Annotated in this window: 13 protein-coding genes and 1 pseudogene; all 14 read left to right on the plus strand. The window is 58.9% G+C overall.

The genetic code is table 11. The features are described from left to right. Window positions 1-10: 10 nt before the first annotated feature. The 14 genes and pseudogenes from IPP03_20495 (at window position 11) to IPP03_20560 (ending at window position 17,159) form a co-directional block, all read left to right on the plus strand. Window positions 11-616, plus strand: coding sequence for an NADH-quinone oxidoreductase subunit C (locus IPP03_20495; protein ID MBL0354901.1), 606 nt, complete (start codon window positions 11-13; stop codon window positions 614-616). Beyond that, window positions 609-1,860 (plus strand): annotated as a pseudogene (locus IPP03_20500) (NADH-quinone oxidoreductase subunit D). Before IPP03_20495 ends, IPP03_20500 begins: the two are co-directional and overlap by 8 nt. Next, entirely contained in the window at window positions 1,860-2,333 is a 474-nt protein-coding gene (gene nuoE / locus IPP03_20505; GenBank protein ID MBL0354902.1) for an NADH-quinone oxidoreductase subunit NuoE, read from the plus strand. The pseudogene IPP03_20500 and the gene nuoE overlap by 1 nt, the downstream one beginning before the upstream one ends. Further along, window positions 2,333-3,661, plus strand: a complete 1,329-nt coding sequence (gene nuoF, locus IPP03_20510) for an NADH-quinone oxidoreductase subunit NuoF (protein MBL0354903.1) — start codon at window positions 2,333-2,335, stop codon at window positions 3,659-3,661. The genes nuoE and nuoF overlap by 1 nt, the downstream gene beginning before the upstream one ends. Window positions 3,662-3,710: 49 nt before the next feature. After that, complete coding sequence (locus IPP03_20515; GenBank protein MBL0354904.1) at window positions 3,711-6,041, plus strand: NADH-quinone oxidoreductase subunit G; 2,331 nt, start codon at window positions 3,711-3,713, stop codon at window positions 6,039-6,041. Further along, window positions 6,042-7,091 carry an NADH-quinone oxidoreductase subunit NuoH gene (gene nuoH, locus IPP03_20520; GenBank protein ID MBL0354905.1) on the plus strand — a complete coding sequence of 350 codons (1,050 nt, stop codon included), beginning with the start codon at window positions 6,042-6,044 and terminating at the stop codon, window positions 7,089-7,091. It abuts the gene before it with no gap. A gap of 10 nt (window positions 7,092-7,101) precedes the next feature. Continuing rightward, on the plus strand, window positions 7,102-7,590 hold the full coding sequence (gene nuoI, locus IPP03_20525; GenBank protein MBL0354906.1) for an NADH-quinone oxidoreductase subunit NuoI: 489 nt from the start codon (window positions 7,102-7,104) through the stop codon (window positions 7,588-7,590). 12 nt (window positions 7,591-7,602) lie between these two features. Continuing rightward, complete coding sequence (locus tag IPP03_20530) at window positions 7,603-8,199, plus strand: NADH-quinone oxidoreductase subunit J (GenBank protein ID MBL0354907.1); 597 nt, start codon at window positions 7,603-7,605, stop codon at window positions 8,197-8,199. A 13-nt stretch (window positions 8,200-8,212) separates the two neighbouring features. Further along, complete coding sequence (gene nuoK / locus IPP03_20535; GenBank protein MBL0354908.1) at window positions 8,213-8,524, plus strand: NADH-quinone oxidoreductase subunit NuoK; 312 nt, start codon at window positions 8,213-8,215, stop codon at window positions 8,522-8,524. Between the two features lie 2 nt (window positions 8,525-8,526). Beyond that, window positions 8,527-10,599, plus strand: coding sequence for an NADH-quinone oxidoreductase subunit L (gene nuoL / locus IPP03_20540; GenBank protein ID MBL0354909.1), 2,073 nt, complete (start codon window positions 8,527-8,529; stop codon window positions 10,597-10,599). A 59-nt stretch (window positions 10,600-10,658) separates the two neighbouring features. Further along, window positions 10,659-12,140, plus strand: coding sequence for an NADH-quinone oxidoreductase subunit M (locus tag IPP03_20545; GenBank protein ID MBL0354910.1), 1,482 nt, complete (start codon window positions 10,659-10,661; stop codon window positions 12,138-12,140). Window positions 12,141-12,155: 15 nt separating this feature from the next. Next, window positions 12,156-13,646: an NADH-quinone oxidoreductase subunit NuoN gene (nuoN, locus tag IPP03_20550; GenBank protein MBL0354911.1), complete on the plus strand. Its 1,491-nt coding sequence runs from the start codon at window positions 12,156-12,158 to the stop codon at window positions 13,644-13,646. A 63-nt stretch (window positions 13,647-13,709) separates the two neighbouring features. Beyond that, window positions 13,710-14,252: an NUDIX hydrolase gene (locus IPP03_20555; protein ID MBL0354912.1), complete on the plus strand. Its 543-nt coding sequence runs from the start codon at window positions 13,710-13,712 to the stop codon at window positions 14,250-14,252. A 243-nt stretch (window positions 14,253-14,495) separates the two neighbouring features. After that, complete coding sequence (locus IPP03_20560) at window positions 14,496-17,159, plus strand: bifunctional acetate--CoA ligase family protein/GNAT family N-acetyltransferase (GenBank protein ID MBL0354913.1); 2,664 nt, start codon at window positions 14,496-14,498, stop codon at window positions 17,157-17,159. Window positions 17,160-17,640: the final 481 nt, after the last annotated feature.

Below are 17,640 nucleotides of genomic sequence, written 5' to 3' on the forward strand. Positions count from 1 at the left end.
CTGATTCGCTATGTCCGTCAAGCTGGAAACGCTTAGCCAGAACCTTCAGAAGCACTTCGGCGACAGGCTGAAGACACTCAGACTTGCCTTCGGCGAGTTAACCATCGAAGTGGCTGCTACCGACTATCTCGCTGTGATGACTTCACTGCGTGACGAACCCGATCTCGGTTTCGAAGAACTGATTGACCTCTGCGGCGTCGATTATTCCACCTATGGCAATGGCGGATGGTCTGGCAGGCGCTATGCAGCGGTTTCTCACTTGCTGTCGGTGGCTCACAACTGGCGCCTGCGTGTCCGGGTCTTTGCCGACGACGACGAGTTTCCCACGGTGGATTCGTTAATCAGCGTATGGAAGAGCGTTAACTGGTTCGAGCGCGAAGCGTTCGATCTCTATGGCATCGCCTTTGTTGGCCACGACGACCTGCGCCGGATCCTCACCGATTACGGGTTCATCGGGCATCCATTCCGCAAAGACTTTCCGATCTCGGGTCATGTCGAAATGCGTTACGACCCGGATCAGGGTCGGGTCATTTACCAACCGGTGACCATCGAGCCCCGCGAGAATACACCGCGCATCGTGCGCGAAGACAACTACGGGGATCCTGTTCATGGCTGATATCCGCAATTTCACTCTGAACTTCGGTCCGCAGCACCCTGCGGCCCACGGTGTGTTGCGCCTCGTGCTGGAGCTTGATGGTGAAGTCGTTCAGCGCGCCGACCCGCATATCGGCCTTCTGCATCGGGCGACGGAAAAGCTTGCCGAGACCAGGACCTGGGTTCAGTCGGTGCCCTATATGGATCGTCTGGACTACGTGTCCATGATGTGCAACGAGCACGCCTACTGTCTGGCAACCGAGAAACTGCTTGGTGTCGAGGTGCCGATCCGCGGCCAGTACATTCGTACGATGTTCGACGAGGTCACGCGCCTTCTCAACCACCTCCTGTGGGTTGGGTGTCACGCGCTGGACGTCGGCGCCATGACCATGGCGCTTTATACCTTCCGTGAGCGCGAAGACCTCCTGGATGTCTACGAGGCAGTCTCCGGGGCACGAATGCATGCGGCTTATTACCGTCCCGGCGGCGTTTACCGCGACCTGCCGGACCGGATGCCGCAGTACGAGGCCTCCACTTGGACAAGCGCGAGGAAAGCTGGGGAACTCAATGAAAATCGCAGTGGCTCCCTGCTCGATTTTCTCGAAGACTTCACCAATCGTTTTCCGACCTATCACAGTGAATACCATACCCTGCTGACGGACAACCGGATCTGGAAGCAACGGCTGGTGAACGTCGGTGTGGTTACGCCCGAACGCGCCTTGCAAATGGGTTTCTCCGGCGCGATGCTGCGTGGTTCCGGTATCGCGTGGGATCTGCGCAAGAAACAGCCTTATGCGGCCTATGACAAGGTCGATTTCGACATACCAGTTGGCGTCAATGGCGACAGCTACGACCGCTATCTGGTGCGCATGGAAGAGATGCTGCAGTCCAGCAGCATCATCAAACAGTGCATCGACTGGTTGCGCAAAAACCCCGGGTCGGTCATTACCGACAACCACAAGATTGCGCCGCCGCCCCGTGTGGACATGAAGTCCAACATGGAAGAACTGATTCATCATTTCAAGCTCTTCACCGAGGGCATTCACGTTCCGGAGGGCGAGGCCTATGCGGCGATCGAGCACCCGAAGGGCGAATTCGGCATCTACTTCATTTCCGATGGCGCCAACAAGCCCTACCGCATGAAGATTCGCGCCCCGGGTTATGCACCTGCAGGGAATGGATGAAATGGCACGAGGCCACATGATTGCCGACGTCGTTACGATTATCGGTTCCCAGGATATTGTTTTTGGCGAGATCGACCGCTGATGTTTTCCGCTGAAACCCTCAAGAAATTCGACCGCGAGGTTGCGAAATATCCTGCCGACCAGAAACAGTCGGCGGTGATGGCCTGTCTTGCGCATGCCCAGGAAGAAATGGGCTGGCTGCCTCCCGAAGCCATCGAGGCGGTGGCCGCCTGTCTCGGCATGCCGCCGATTGCCGCCTATGAAGTCGCTTCCTTCTACAACATGTATGACCTCAAGCCGGTCGGCAAGTACAAGATCACGGTCTGTACCAATCTGCCTTGCGCGCTGTCCGGAGGCTATCATGCCGGTGAATATGTACAGAAGAAGCTCGGCATCGGCTACGGGGAAACCACCGCCGACGGCAAGTTCACGCTGAAGGAAGGCGAGTGCATGGGCGCCTGCGGTGATGCGCCGGTGATGATTGTCAATAACCGCAGCATGTGCAGCCACATGTATCCGGAGCAGATCGACAAGCTGCTGGAGGAGTGCGAATAATGGCCATGCTCGGTTCGATCAATGGTGTCCTGATGGAAGGGCTCGACGGTGACAACACCTGGCGCCTCAAGGACTATGTTGCACGCGGCGGTTATGCGCAACTGCGCCGCATCCTCGACAGCAAGATGACTCAGGAAGACGTCATCAGCGAGGTCAAGAAATCGGTCTTGCGCGGTCGCGGCGGTGCCGGCTTTCCGACGGGATTGAAGTGGTCGTTCATGCCGCGCTCGTTCCCCGGTGACAAGTACGTTGTCTGCAACACCGATGAGGGCGAGCCGGGAACCTTCAAGGACCGCGACATCATGCGCTTCAATCCGCATGCGGTCATCGAGGGCATGGCGATCGCTGGCTACGCCATGGGTGCCAACCGCGGCTACAACTACATTCACGGTGAAATCTGGGAGAGCTACGAGCGTTTCGAGGAGGCGCTCGACGAAGCTCATGCGGCCGGCCTGATCGGGCGGAACATTCTGGGCTCCGGATTCAATTTCGATCTGTTCGCCCATCACGGTTACGGAGCCTACATCTGTGGCGAGGAAACCGCGCTGCTCGAGTCGATCGAGGGCAAGAAAGGCCAGCCGCGCTTCAAACCGCCGTTCCCCGCGTCTTTTGGCCTCTATGGTAAGCCGACGACGATCAACAATACCGAGACCTTCGCGTCCATACCTTTCATCCTGAAGATGGGCGGCGAGGAATTCCTCAACCTGGGCAAGCCAAACAATGGCGGCACCAAGCTGTTCTCGGTTTCCGGCCATGTCAATCGCCCGGGCAATTATGAAATCCCGCTGGGTACGCCATTTTCCACGTTGCTCGAGATGTGTGACGGGATGCGCGGTGGCCGCAAGCTCAAGGCTGTGATCCCTGGCGGATCGTCGGCTCCCGTGGTGCCCGGCGCCGTGATGATGGAAACCACGATGGATTATGATTCGATCAGCAAGGCTGGTTCGATGCTCGGCTCGGGGGCGGTCATCGTTATGGACGAGACGGTGTGCATGGTCAAGGCGCTCGAGCGACTGTCGTTCTTCTATTACGAGGAATCCTGTGGTCAATGCACGCCGTGCCGGGAAGGCACGGCCTGGATGTACAAGGTCGTGCATCGGATCGAAAATGGGTTGGGAAGGCTTGGGGATCTGGACCTGCTGAACAGCGTGCTCGGCAACATCATGGGGCGCACCATTTGCGCTCTCGGCGATGCTGCGTCCTTGCCGGTGCAGAGCTTCCTCAAGCATTTCGGCAGCGAATTCGAGTACCACATCGAACACAAGACCTGCCTCGTCCCCAAGGATGTGCAGTGGGCGGGCAGCGGTTTCCACAAGGTTTCGGCTTGAGAAACCCCACCAGCGACAGATACGGAAGAACTGGCTACAAGGCAGCGACATGCTAGAAATCGAAATCGACGGCAAGAAGGCGCAAGTACCCGCTGGCAGCACGGTGATGGAGGCCGCGGAGCAGATTGGCGTTTACATTCCGCACTTTTGCTACCACAAGAAGCTTTCGATCGCCGCCAACTGCCGCATGTGTCTCGTGCAGGTAGAAAAGGCGCCGAAGCCCTTGCCCGCCTGTGCGACACCGGTAACCAACGGCATGAAGGTGTTCACACACTCCGATCTGGCCGTCAAGGCACAGAAGGGGGTGATGGAGTTCCTGCTGATCAATCACCCGCTCGATTGCCCGATCTGCGACCAGGGTGGGGAATGCCAGTTGCAGGACATGTCGGTCGGCTATGGGCCGATGAAGAGCCGCTTCAGCGAAGATAAACGTGTGGTCTTCCACAAGAATGTCGGCCCGCTGATTTCCATGGAGGAAATGAGCCGCTGCATTCACTGTACGCGATGTGTCCGCTTCGGCCAGGAAATCGGCGGCATCATGGAACTCGGCATGGCCAGCCGCAACATGCATTCCGAGATTACGACTTTCCTGGGTCGCACGGTCGACTCGGAATTGTCGGGAAATATGATCGACCTCTGCCCGGTCGGCGCTCTGACTTCTCAGCCTTTCCGTTACACCGCGCGCTCATGGGAATTGCAGCGCCGCAAGTCGATCAGCCCGCACGATTCTGTCGGTGCCAATCTGGTGGTTCAGGTCAAGCACGATACGGTGATGCGCGTCCTGCCGCGTGAGAATGAGGCGGTGAACGAGTGCTGGATTTCCGATAAGGAGCGTTTCTCGTATCAGGCGCTTAACTCGGACGAGCGCCTGACCAAGCCGATGGTCAAGCAGGGTGGCCAATGGCGCGAAGTCGACTGGAACGTGGCGCTCGACTATGTCGCGCACGGTCTCAAGGATGTCGCCCGCGAGTGCGGCAGCAATGCGCTGGCGGCGCTCGCCGCGCCATGGTCGACGGTTGAGGAACTGGCGCTTCTGACCAAGGTCATCAATGGTCTCGGTAGCGGGAATGTCGATTTCCGTCCGCGTCAGAGCGATTTCGCTGCCGATTTGAAGCGCGCCGGTACGCCATGGCTGGGGCTTCGTTTGTCCGAAATCGCCGATCTCGATGCGGCGCTGGTGGTCGGTTCGTTCCTGCGCAAGGATCACCCGCTGATCGCCCAGCGTCTGCGCCAGGCGGCGAAAAAATATACCAAGGTCAGCCTGCTGTCGGTAACCGCCGACGACCAGTTGATCGATCTGCATGCCAACGTTGCGGTGGCGCCGGCGCAACTGGCGCGCGCCCTTGCCGCTGTCGTCAAGGCGACTGCCGAACTGAAGGGTGTCGCTGTACCAGCCGGTCTCGATGACGTCGCTACCGACGAGGTCAGCAAGCAGATTGCGCAGAGCCTGCTCGAAGGCGAGAAGCGCGCCATCTTCCTCGGCAACGCTGCCACACAGTCAGACGATGCCACTCAGATTCACGCGCTGGCACTCGAACTCGGCAAATTGATAAACGCGACGGTCGGCTTTCTCGGCGAAGCAGCAAATGTGGTCGGCGGCCATGCCGCCGGGGCGCTGCCTGCCGGTGCCAACGCTCGCCAGATGTTCGAGCAGCCGCGTAAAGCCTATGTCTTGATGGGTATCGAACCCGAGTTCGATTACGGCAACCCGCAAGCTGCGATTGGCGCGCTGATGCAGGCCAGCTTGGTGGTTTACATGTCCTCCTTCAAGCATGCGCCGGCCCTCGACTACGCCGACGTGATGCTGCCCATTGCGCCCTTTACCGAAACGTCCGGCACCTTCGTCAATATCGAAGGCCGGATCCAGAGCTACAACGGTGTCGTCAAGCCGCGTGGCGATGCGCGGCCGGCATGGAAGGTGTTGCGCGTGCTCGGCAATGTGCTGAACCTTGAAGGTTTCGATTACGAATCCAGCGAAGCGGTACGCGACGAAGTGCTGGGCAAGGGGGCTGAATTTGTCTCCGGGCTCGATAACGCACTTAATGGCGTTGCGATTTCTCTCCCGGCAGCGGCGACACAGTTGCAGCGTATCGCCGATGTGCCGATCAATTTTGCCGACCCGCTGGCCCGTCGCGCGCCAGCATTGCAGCAGACCGCCGATTCAATTGCGCCAACGGCACGGATCTGCGCGCAGACACTCGCCCTGCTTGGTGTCGCGTCCGGCCAGACGGTCCGTGTGAAGCAGGGGCAGGGTGAAGTGGTTCTGGTGGCAAAGGTCGATGTCGGCGTGCCGACCGGTTGCGTCCGCGTCGCCGCGGCCCATGCCAGTACGGCTATGCTGGGCGCCATGTTTGGCCCGATTTCCGTGGAGCGTGCATAAATGGACGCACTGATGAATTTTGGACAAGGTGTTTTCGGTGGGGTGTGGCCCGCAGTCTGGACGCTGATCAAGATTGTCCTGATCGTCGCGCCACTGATGCTGGCCGTGGCCTACCTGACCTATTTCGAGCGTAAGGTCATCGGCTACATGCAGGTTCGCATAGGACCCAACCGGGTTGGTCCGCTGGGGTTGATCCAGCCGATCGCCGACGGTCTCAAACTGTTGCTCAAGGAAATCATTCTGCCCACGGGGGCCAGCAAGGGAATCTTCCTGATCGCCCCGATGCTGGCCATCGCGCCGGCGCTCGCGGCCTGGGCAGTCGTGCCGTTCACCAACACGCTGGTTCTCGCCAACATTGACGCCAGCCTGCTCTATATCCTGGCCATTGGGTCGATGGGCGTCTACGGCATCATCCTCTCGGGCTGGGCTTCGAATTCCAAATATGCTTTCCTCGGCGCCATGCGCGCTGCTGCACAGATGGTGTCCTATGAAATCTCGATGGGCTTCTCGCTGATCTGTGTCCTGATGGTTTCGAACAGCCTGAACCTGGTCGATATCGTTACCGCGCAGGGTCATGGGCGTTTTGCAGGATGGGGCCTTGGTCTGCTGTCATGGAACTGGCTGCCGTTGTTCCCGATGTTCATTGTTTACCTGATCTCGGGCGTTGCCGAAACCAATCGCGCGCCGTTCGATATGGCTGAAGGTGAGTCGGAGATCGTTGCCGGATTCCATGTCGAGTATTCCGGCATGGCCTTCGCGTTGTTCTTCCTTGCCGAATACGCGAACATGATCCTGATTTCCGCGCTGACGTCGATCCTGTTCCTTGGTGGCTGGCTATCGCCTGTCGGCTTCCTGCCTGACGGCATGCTCTGGCTGTTCGCCAAGATGTCGGCGGTCCTGTTCCTGTTCCTTTGGTTCCGCGCGACCTTCCCGCGTTATCGTTTCGACCATTTGATGCGTCTGGGCTGGAAGGTATTCCTGCCTGTATGTCTGGTCTGGCTTGTGGTGGTTGGGGGCTGGATGATGTCGCCGCTGAGTATCTGGAGATGAGGAGAGATTCATGGGTTCGATGAAGGAAGTCCTCAACAGCCTGCTCCTCAAGGAGTTGCTGAAAGGCATGGCGGTCACCGGCAAGTATTTCTTTGCACGCAAGATCACGGTCCAGTACCCGGAAGAAAAGACGCCCCAGAGTGCGCGCTTCCGCGGCTTGCACGCCTTGCGCCGCTACCCGAATGGCGAGGAGCGTTGCATCGCCTGCAAGCTCTGCGAAGCGATCTGTCCGGCAATGGCCATCGTTATCGAAGCGGAACCACGTGACGACGGTTCGCGGCGGACCACCCGCTACGACATCGATCTCACCAAGTGCATTTTCTGTGGCTTCTGTGAGGAGGCCTGTCCGGTGGATGCGATCGTCGAAACCCGCATCTACGAGTATCACGGCGAACGACGGGGCGATCTCTACTACACCAAGCCGATGTTGCTCGCCAACGGTGACCGCTACGAGGCGCAGATCGCCAAGGATCGCCAACAAGATGCACCTTACCGATAACAGGTACTAGAGATGGATTTTCAGACCCTGGTTTTCTTCTTCCTGTCGGCAATCCTCATTTTCGCCAGCCTGCGCGTCATTACCTCGCGCAATCCGGTGCACGCCGCGTTGCACCTGATCCTCGCCTTCTTCACCTGTGGCGGTATCTGGGCGCTGCTGCAAGCCGAATTTCTGGCGATTGCGATTATTCTGGTCTATGTCGGCGCGGTCATGGTGCTCTTCCTCTTCGTCGTCATGATGCTCGACATCAACCTTGACCGGATCCGCGAGGGGTTCTGGAGCTACCTTCCGCTCGGGGCGGTACTCGGTCTTCTGATGGTCATGGAAATGGGCCTGGTTCTCGGCAGTAAGTATTTTCAGGTACCCGCGGTGCAGGCCATGGTTCCGGCCGGCATTTCCAATACCAAGGCTATCGGCGCCCTGATGTTTACCGATTTCGTTTATCCCTTCGAACTGGCTTCCATCGTGCTGCTCGTCGGCATGATCGCGGCGATTGTACTGACCTACCGTGGTCCGAAGCAGTCCAAAAACATTAATCCGAATCAACAGGTCTTCGTCAAGGCGAAGGATCGCGTCCGCGTATTGCAGATGCCTGTGGAAAAAGACTGAAACAGGGCCGCCAATGCTTACTCTATCTCTTTCGCATTTTCTGGTTCTGGGCGCGATTCTCTTTGCGATCAGTGTTGTCGGCATCTTCCTTAACCGGAAGAACCTGATCGTCCTGCTGATGGCCATCGAACTGATGCTCCTCGCGGTCAACATGAATTTCGTGGCTTTTTCGCATTTTCTGGGTGACCTCAGCGGGCAGATATTCGTTTTCTTCATCCTGACCGTGGCTGCCGCCGAATCGGCGATCGGCCTGGCTATCCTGATCGTCCTGTTCCGTAGCCTTAAGAGCATCCACGTGGATGACCTAAGGAGCCTGAAGGGTTAAACATGGAAATGCAAAAGCTTTATCTCCTGGTTCCCCTGGCGCCTCTCCTCGGTGCCGTGATTGCTGGTCTCTTCTGTCGTGTCATACCGCGCTGGTTCGCCCATACCGTGGCCATTGCCGGCGTGGCGATCGCCTTCATCGCGTCGGTGATCATCTTCAGGGACGTTCAGGTCGGTCACACCTTCAACGGCTCCGTTTACACTTGGCTGACCAGCGGTGACTACAAGTTCGAGGTCGGTTTCCTGATCGACTCGCTAACCACGACCATGATGCTGGTCGTCACCTTCGTGTCGCTGATGGTGCATATCTACACGATCGGCTACATGCAGGAAGATCCGGGTTACAACCGTTTCTTCAGCTATATTTCGCTGTTCACGTTCTCGATGCTTATGCTGGTCATGAGCAACAACTTCATGCAGCTCTTCTTCGGTTGGGAGGCGGTCGGTCTGGTCTCCTACCTCCTTATCGGCTTCTGGTACACCCGCCCAACCGCGATTTTCGCCAACATGAAAGCTTTCCTGGTCAATCGTATCGGCGACTTCGGCTTCATTCTCGGTATCGGATTGATTCTCGCGCACTTCGGCACGCTGGACTACGCCACTGTCTTCAAGCAGGCGCCGGAATTCGCCAACACGACGATCTCGCTGTTGGCCACTGGAGAATGGTCGGCCGTCTCGTTGATGACCGTCACCTGCATCTGCCTGTTCATCGGCGCCATGGGCAAGTCGGCGCAGGTGCCGCTGCACGTCTGGCTGCCGGATTCGATGGAAGGCCCGACCCCGATTTCGGCGCTGATCCATGCCGCAACCATGGTTACCGCCGGCATCTTCATGGTCGCCCGAATGTCGCCGCTGTTCGAGTTGTCAACCACTGCGCTGTCCTTCGTCATCGTCATCGGCGCGATTACCGCGCTGTTCATGGGCTTCCTCGGTATCATCCAGAACGACATCAAGCGCGTCATTGCCTATTCAACCCTGTCGCAACTCGGCTACATGACGGTCGCCCTGGGCGCCTCGGCCTATTCGGTGGCGATCTTCCACCTGATGACGCATGCTTTCTTCAAGGCCCTGCTCTTCCTCGCCGCCGGTTCGGTGATCATCGGCATGCATCACGAGCAGGACATCCGCAACATGGGCGGCCTGCGCAAGTACATGCCGATTACCTGGATCACCTCGCTGATCGGTTCGCTGGCGCTGATCGGCACACCATTCCTGTCCGGTTTCTACTCGAAGGATTCGATTATCGAAGCCGTTGCCCTGTCACACATTCCGGGCGCCGGGTTTGCCTACTTCGCGGTCATGGCAGGCGTCTTCGTCACCGCCTTCTACTCCTTCCGCATGTACTTTCTGGTGTTCCACGGGGAAGAGCGTTTCGGCAAGTCCGCGCGTGACGCTCACCATGATCACCAGGGCGATCATGATGACGAAGAGGTCAGCCAAGATCATCATCACGGCCTGGCACCGGGTCAGAAGCCGCACGAAACGCCCTGGGTAGTGACCCTGCCACTGGTGCTGCTGGCCATTCCATCGCTGGTGATCGGCTATATCGCCATCGGGCCGATGGTCTTTGGCGATTTCTTCAAGATGACGATCCCCGGTACCGACAACATTCCGGTAATCTTCATCGACGCCAATGCCCATCCCGCCATGACGCACCTTGGTGAGCATTTCCACGGAGCCGTCGCGATGGGTATCCATGCGCTAACCTCGCTCCCCTTCGTCCTGGCCCTTGCCGGTGTCGTGCTGTCCTGGTTCTTCTACATGAAGCGTCCCGACATTCCGGCAGCCATTCAACGGCGATTCTCGGCAATCTACACGCTGCTCGACAACAAGTACTACTTCGACAAGTTCAACGATGTGGTCTTCGGTGGCGGAGCGCGTTTGCTCGGCAAGGCCTTCTGGCGTGGCGGCGATGTTGCCGTGATCGATGGTGTCATCGTGGATGGCTCGACCCGGCTCGTTTCAATGATCGCGGCGGTAACGCGGACGTTGCAGACCGGTTACGTCTATCACTATGCTTTCACCATGATCATCGGCGTCTTTGTCCTGATGACCCTGTGGCTTAACCGTGCATAGATCCATGAAAACAGAGGCTCGCACTAGCGTGAACCGTTCGCAGAACAGCAAGGAATAACATGTCGACTTACCCGCTGCTATCGTTCGCCATCTGGATTCCGATCATTTCCGGTCTGGTGGTGCTCGCCACCGGATCAGATCGCAATGCCCCTCTGGCAAGGATGCTTGCCCTGTTTGGCGCGATCGCCGGTTTTCTCGTGACCATCCCGCTATGGAACGGTTTCGATGTTACTTACGGCGGCATGCAGTTCGTCGAGATCAAGACCTGGATTCCGCGCTTCAACGTCAACTACCAACTCGGTGTTGACGGTATCTCGATGCTTTTCGTCATTCTGAATGCCTTCATCACGGTGATTGTCGTCGCCGCCGGCTGGGAAGTGATCAAGGAGAAAGTCGCTCAATACAATGCCGCATTCCTGATCATGTCGGGCCTGATGAATGGTATCTTCACCTCGCTCGACGGCATGCTGTTCTACTTCTTCTTTGAAGCCTCGCTGATTCCGATGTACCTGATCATTGGCGTCTGGGGCGGCCCCAACCGCGTCTATGCGGCGTTCAAGTTCTTTCTCTACACGCTGTTTGGTTCTTTGCTGTTCCTGCTGGCGCTGATGTACCTGTTCATCCAGTCCAACGGCAGCTTTTCGATTCTCGAATGGCACCGACTGCCGATTGCGCTCGGCGCGCAGATCTGGCTCTTCCTGGCGTTCCTGATCGCCTTCGCGGTCAAAGTTCCGATGTGGCCGGTCCATACCTGGTTGCCGGATGCCCACGTCGAGGCGCCAACCGGCGGCTCAATCGTGCTGGCGGCCATTGCCCTCAAGCTCGGCGCCTATGGCTTCCTGCGCTTTTCGCTGCCGATCGCCCCGGACGCTTCGCACGAACTGTCCGGACTCGTGATCGCACTGTCGCTGATCGCCGTTGTCTATATCGGCTTCGTCGCCCTGGTCCAGGCCGACATGAAGAAACTGGTGGCCTACTCGTCGATCGCCCACATGGGCTTCGTGACGCTGGGCTTCTTCATGTTCAGCGCCATGGGTATCGAGGGGGCACTGGTCCAGATGGTTTCGCATGGCTTCGTCTCGGGCGCCATGTTCTTCTGCATCGGCGTCATGTACGACCGCATGCACAGCCGGCAGATCGCCGACTACGGTGGTGTCGTCAATACCATGCCCAAGTTCGCCGCCCTGTTCATGCTGTTTTCGATGGCCAATGCCGGCTTGCCCGCGACTTCGGGGTTTGTCGGCGAGTTCATGGTCATTCTCGCCGCCGTCAAGTTCAACTTCTGGGTGGCGTTCGCTGCTGCCACGTCGTTGATTACCGGCGCTGCCTACACATTGTGGATGTACAAGCGGGTGATCTTCGGCGATGTCGCCAATCACCACGTGGCCGAGCTGACCGACATCAACAAGCGTGAGTTCGCCATCCTTGGCGTGCTCGCGATCTGTACGCTGTGGATGGGTTTGTACCCGCAAATGTTCACTGAAGTCATGCACGCCTCGGTCAACGACCTGCTGCGTCACGTTGCCATCAGCAAGATTTAATAACCGGTAGCCGACATGTTCGACAATTTCGTTGTCCCCGATCTCCTGCCCGCCGCCCCGGAACTCTTCCTGGCGTTCATGGCGTTGGTCATCCTGCTTGTCGATCTGACGGTCAAGGATCGTCGGCGCACGCTGACCTTCGGGCTGGTTCAGCTGACACTGTTAGGCTGTTTGATCATTCAATTGTTCACCAGCACCGGAACTGTCACCTACACTTTTAGCCAAATGTTTGTTGATGACATGATGGCGGATATGTTGAAGGTGCTCCTCTACCTCACGGTTTCGCTGGTGCTCTTCTACTCGCGTGCCTATGTGCTCGACCGCGATGCGATGAACAAGGGTGAATACTACGTGCTGACGTTATTTGCGACGCTGGGCATGATGGTAATGATCTCCGCCAATCACTTCGTGACGATCTATCTCGGTATCGAGTTGCTCTCGCTCTCACTTTACGCAATGGTCGCCATGAACCGCGACTCGGTGGCCTCGATCGAAGCTGCGATGAAGTATTTCGTCCTCGGTGCGCTGGCTTCGGGCCTGTTGCTCTATGGCATGTCGATGATCTATGGCGCCACTGGTACCCTTGAAATTACCGGTATTGCCGAGCGCATCTACAGCGGAGGCGTGAACAGGGGAGTGCTGGCATTCGGCCTCGTCTTCCTGGTTTCCGGCCTCGCCTTCAAGCTGGGCGTCGTTCCCTTCCACATGTGGATTCCCGATGTCTACCACGGCGCGCCAACCTCGGTCACCCTGCTCATCGGTTCCGCACCGAAGCTGGCGGCCTTCGCGATCCTCATGCGCCTGCTGGTAAGTGGCTTGATTACGATGGCCCAGGACTGGCAGAACATGTTGATCATCCTTGCCGTCCTATCGATGGCGATCGGTAATCTGACGGCGATCGCCCAGACCAACATCAAGCGCATGCTGGCATATTCGGCTATCTCACACATGGGTTTCATGTTGCTTGGCATCACGACGGGTGTTGTCAGCGTCGACGGGCAACTGATGCTGAATCCGATCGCCTATGCGTCATCAATGTTCTATGTAATTGCTTATGTGATTATGACTACTGGTGCGTTCGGCATGATTCTTCTGATGTCGCATGCCGGATTTGAAGCTGACAATATCGAGGATTTCAAAGGCCTGAACAAACGCAGTCCCTGGTTTGCCTTCATCATGTTGATGTTGATGTTCTCGTTGGCGGGGATCCCGTTCTTCGTTGGCTTTTTCGCAAAGTTCGCCGTTCTTCAGTCAGTTGTTGCTTCTGGTCAAATGTGGTTGGCACTCGTTGCGGTTCTCTTTTCACTTATTGGAGCCTTCTACTATCTCAGAGTGGTCAAGGTCATGTACTTCGATGCGCCCAGCGATGGTTCGCCGCTTGTTGCCAATATGGACATGCGCGTACTCATATCGCTGAACGGCTTGGCAGTCGCTGCTTTTGGGGTGTTTCCAGATTACCTGATGTTTCTCTGCAACACGGTTTTGGCTCTTTCCTTCGGTGCCTGATGTCACACGTTTTTAGCGCCAAGACGCCCCTTGAACGGGGCGTTTTCATTTCCGGAGCCTGAAATGAGTCACGATACCCACCTCATCGAATCCGAGATCTCCAGCGAGAGCGTGTTCAAGGGCGTGTTGCTCGATGTGCGCAAGGACGAGGTGCGGCTACCGAACGGCAAGCAGACCGTGCGCGAGTACATTGTTCATCCCGGTGCCGTCGTGGTTCTCGCCTTTCTTGATAACGGTAACCTGTTATTCGAAAGGCAGTTCCGCTACCCCTTGCGCCGCGTATTCCTCGAATTGCCGGCGGGCAAGATCGATCCCGGTGAGGCCATTCTCGACACCGCGCGCCGCGAACTGCTGGAAGAAACCGGCCACGTCGCGCGCGACTGGGAGTACGTTGGGGTCATGCATCCCTGCATCGGCTATTCGGACGAGCGGATCGAGATTTTCGCCGCGCGCGGACTGCATCGCACCGGGGAAAATCGGCTCGACCACAACGAGTTTCTCGAAGTGATTGAACTGACGCCGGCGGAGGCCAGGGTCGCCGTCTGGGATGGCCGGATCACCGACGCCAAGACGATCACTGCGCTGTTCTGGCTCGACAAGCCCTGAGCGAAATGCAGTGATAGCCGCGGTCGACCGCAGCAATCGAGGCAAATTGATCGTGGCTTCAAGGCGAGGAGCACTGGCCGGACTCGAATCTCGTCTCTGGCGAGTACGCACGGGGCAGGGGAGAAAAGCTTAGTGAGGTGATGGCGAACATGGCACACTGATGCCGTGTCCCGGCCGGATACGCAGGGCCTCAGCGGAAAGTGCCGAACAGGACGACCGCGAGATCATCGATCGTAGGCAATCATGACAGTCCGCAACCTTGAATTCCTCTTCCGCCCTGCCTCGATGGCGGTGGTCGCCGAACCCGACGAGCCGAGCCGCTACGCCGAGGTGGTCTTGGCCAATCTCGCGGCTGGCGGATTCAACGGTCCGCTCATGTCGGTCAGCGCAAGGAAACGCTCACTGTTTCACATGGGCGACGATGTCCGCCTCGGCGAATTCGATGTGGTGCCCGATCTGGCGATCATTTGTGCGTCGCTGGATCTGGTGCCGTCGATCATCGCTCAACTCGGTGCCCGTGGCACCCGTGCGGTGATCGTTGGGCCGTGGATGTGGCACAAGATGAGCATTGATGCGATAGCGAAGGCGCGCCAGGCCATTCTCGAAGCCGCCCAGCCGTATCTGATGCGTATTCTGGGGCCAGGAAGCGGCGGTCTCGTCGTGCCCGGCAGGGGGCTTAACGCCAGCGCCGCCCCCGTCTCGATCATGCCGGGCAAGATTGCGCTGGTCGCGGAGTCGACGGCCGTCACGGCAGCCGTGCTTGATCGCGCCTACAGCAAGGGAATCGGCTTTTCGACGGTGCTGCACCTGGGCGCAAGCCTCGATGTCGATCTGGCCGACGTGCTCGACTGGCTGGCTGCCGACCCAGAAACAAAATCGATCCTGGTGCAGTTCGACGAGGTTTCGGGTGGAGGAAAGTTTATGTCGGCAGCGCGTGCCGCTGCGCGCAACAAGCCCGTGGTCACCTTCCGTGGTGGCCCGGTCCATGGCAGAAATCAGGGGGGCGGGCCATTTACTGTCGTCGATGTTTACGAAGCGGCCTTGCGTCGCGCCGGCTGGGTAAGTATCGATACGCTCGGGGATCTGTTCGAAGCCATTGAGGCGATGGCGCGGGTGCGCCCGTTGCGCGGCGAGAGTCTGACGATCCTCGCCAACGGTCATGGCCTCGGACGGATTGCCGGCGACACCCTGCTACGTTCTGGCGGGCAGTTGGGCAAGCTGCCGTCGGCCACCATCAAGCACCTTGAGGGACTCTTGCAGACGCGCTCCGCGCTCTCCAATCCGCTGGCACTGCCATTAGACGTTACGGCGACAAACTGGGGAGCGGCAATAACGGCCGTGCTCGCCGACAGTGACACGGAAAATGTCCTGACCGTCTGTTCGCCCTCGCCGTTTGCACAAAGCGCCGAGGTTGCCGCGGCGATCTGCGAGGTGTCCCGGAAAACCGAGCGCAACGTCTTCACCTGCTGGGTCGGCGGTGCGGCGATGCTGGAGGCGCAAAGAATTGCCGCGGCGCAAGGCGTATTGAGCCATGAGTCGCCGGAAAAGGCGATCGCGGTCTTTCTCGGTGTCGTCAGTTACCGGCGCAATCGCGAGTTGCTGATGCAGATGCCGCCGTCGCTCGCCGAGGGCTTCTCGCCCGATGCGGAGGCGGCCCGCAGCGCCGTCAGCGAAGCGATTGCTGCCGGGGCACGGACGCTGTCGGCGCGCCAGGCAAGACGTGTGTTGCAGGCCTACGGAATTGCCGATGGCGAGTATGCGTTGGCGGGCAGCATCGCCAAGGCGATCGCCGTCGCCGATGAAATCGGCTATCCGGTTGACCTCTTTCTAATGCTTGCGAATGGAGCGGAGCTTGCAGAGCGCGTGTCAGGACTTCGTTCACCCGCCGAGATCGGCATCGCGGCGCGTGGTTTGCGCAGCCGTGCGCGGACGCGGCACCCCGGCGACCGCGTCAGCGGTTACCGGCTGCGACCCAGCGCTGCCCGCAGCGGCGCCCCCGCATTGCGTCTGGGCGTTGCTGACGATCCGGTGTTCGGGCCGGTGATCTTCCTTGGTCCGGCATCGGTCACAAGCTTCCGCGAAGGCCGCCTGGTCGTCGCGCTGCCGCCGCTCAATCCGGTGCTGGCCGGCGATCTGGTGGCACGCAGCGGCTTTTCCGAGGCTGTCTCCGAAGACGAGCGGCCGACGCTGCAGGCAGCCGTGAGCAATGCCTTGGTTCGTCTGTCGCAACTGCTGGTGGATATCGATGAAGTGGCCGGCGTGGAACTCGATCCGGTGCACGTCGAAGGCTCGGGTGTGGTCGTGCTGGAGGCACGCATCAGCATCGAGCAGCGGGAACGTAAGCACGGCTTCCGCCGCTTCGCGATCCGCCCCTACCCGAAGGAACTGGAGCGGCAAGTCGATTGGGAGAGTCGCAGGCTGCTGATTCGGCCGATTCGACCGGAGGATGAGCCCCTGCTTGGCGAACTGCTCAATTCCCTTACTATTGAGGATTCACGCATGCGCTTTTTCGACTCGACCAGGAACCTGCCGCGAAGCCGCCTCGCCCGCTTCTCCCAGATCGACTACGATCGCGAAATGGCGCTGGTGGCCATCGAGCGCGGAAACGACGGCGCCGAGCATGCCTTGGGCGAGGTTCGAGTGGTTGCCGATCCTGGTAGCAAGTTCGCCGACTTCGCGATCGTTGTCGCCTCGGAGATCAAAGGCAGGGGACTCGGGCAACTGCTGCTGCAGAGCCTGATCAGCTACTGCCGCGGCCGCGGCATCGCTGGCTTGCGCGGCGAAACGCTGGAAAGTAACCTGCGCATGCAGCGTCTCGCACGGCGCGTCGGCTTCACCGTGACGACCGGATCTGACTGCGGCACGATGGACCTTCACCTTGCGCTGAACCCGCACGAAAAGGCATGACGGGTTCCGGGGAAAGTCTGGCGGGCGCGTTCGCAATGACTGATGATGCCGGCAGGCATGCCACCGCTTTTACCGGGCAGGGAGTGCTTGTCGCCGGCACCATGGCCTGAAGCTCAGGGGCGTCGCCAGCGCCACCAACGAATTCGCCTATGCCCCTACGCAGAATTGCGCGGGTTGTCGGAAGTAGCGTGACGACCATCAGCCGCATGCTGGCCACTTTTTGGCCGGCCCAGTCTGTAGGTGTTGGAACCCAAAGTCCCGGTCGGGTGCTACGAGCGGTCATTGCCCGGCAGATGCTTTACGACGAGACCGGGAAGCTCGGCTGCATCGTGCGGCCCACTTTCCGCGTCACCGGCAATCGGCGACCACTCGCGGGCAGGCTTTGTGCAAGAACTTGCCGATGAAAAGATGAACTCGGCCAGCCCATTAGCTGGGCATGCCAAGGCCCAACTCTGGGGGGATCTCCACATCTTGGGTGGCA

This window comes from Candidatus Dechloromonas phosphoritropha, from assembly GCA_016722705.1.
Lineage (GTDB): Bacteria > Pseudomonadota > Gammaproteobacteria > Burkholderiales > Rhodocyclaceae > Azonexus > Azonexus phosphoritrophus.

Excerpts from the sequence above, each read along its gene's own strand:
- IPP03_20495 (MBL0354901.1), top strand. The coding sequence starts at position 11 with ATGTCCGTCAAGCTGGAAACGCTTAGCCAGAACCTTCAGAAGCACTTC.
- nuoK (MBL0354908.1), top strand. The coding sequence starts at position 8,213 with ATGCTTACTCTATCTCTTTCGCATTTTCTGGTTCTGGGCGCGATTCTC.
- nuoF (MBL0354903.1), top strand. The coding sequence starts at position 2,333 with ATGGCCATGCTCGGTTCGATCAATGGTGTCCTGATGGAAGGGCTCGAC.
- IPP03_20545 (MBL0354910.1), top strand. The coding sequence starts at position 10,659 with ATGTCGACTTACCCGCTGCTATCGTTCGCCATCTGGATTCCGATCATT.
- IPP03_20515 (MBL0354904.1), top strand. The coding sequence starts at position 3,711 with ATGCTAGAAATCGAAATCGACGGCAAGAAGGCGCAAGTACCCGCTGGC.
- nuoI (MBL0354906.1), top strand. The coding sequence starts at position 7,102 with ATGGGTTCGATGAAGGAAGTCCTCAACAGCCTGCTCCTCAAGGAGTTG.
- nuoL (MBL0354909.1), top strand. The coding sequence starts at position 8,527 with ATGGAAATGCAAAAGCTTTATCTCCTGGTTCCCCTGGCGCCTCTCCTC.
- IPP03_20560 (MBL0354913.1), top strand. The coding sequence starts at position 14,496 with ATGACAGTCCGCAACCTTGAATTCCTCTTCCGCCCTGCCTCGATGGCG.
- IPP03_20530 (MBL0354907.1), top strand. The coding sequence starts at position 7,603 with ATGGATTTTCAGACCCTGGTTTTCTTCTTCCTGTCGGCAATCCTCATT.
- IPP03_20555 (MBL0354912.1), top strand. The coding sequence starts at position 13,710 with ATGAGTCACGATACCCACCTCATCGAATCCGAGATCTCCAGCGAGAGC.
- nuoN (MBL0354911.1), top strand. The coding sequence starts at position 12,156 with ATGTTCGACAATTTCGTTGTCCCCGATCTCCTGCCCGCCGCCCCGGAA.
- nuoE (MBL0354902.1), top strand. The coding sequence starts at position 1,860 with ATGTTTTCCGCTGAAACCCTCAAGAAATTCGACCGCGAGGTTGCGAAA.
- nuoH (MBL0354905.1), top strand. The coding sequence starts at position 6,042 with ATGGACGCACTGATGAATTTTGGACAAGGTGTTTTCGGTGGGGTGTGG.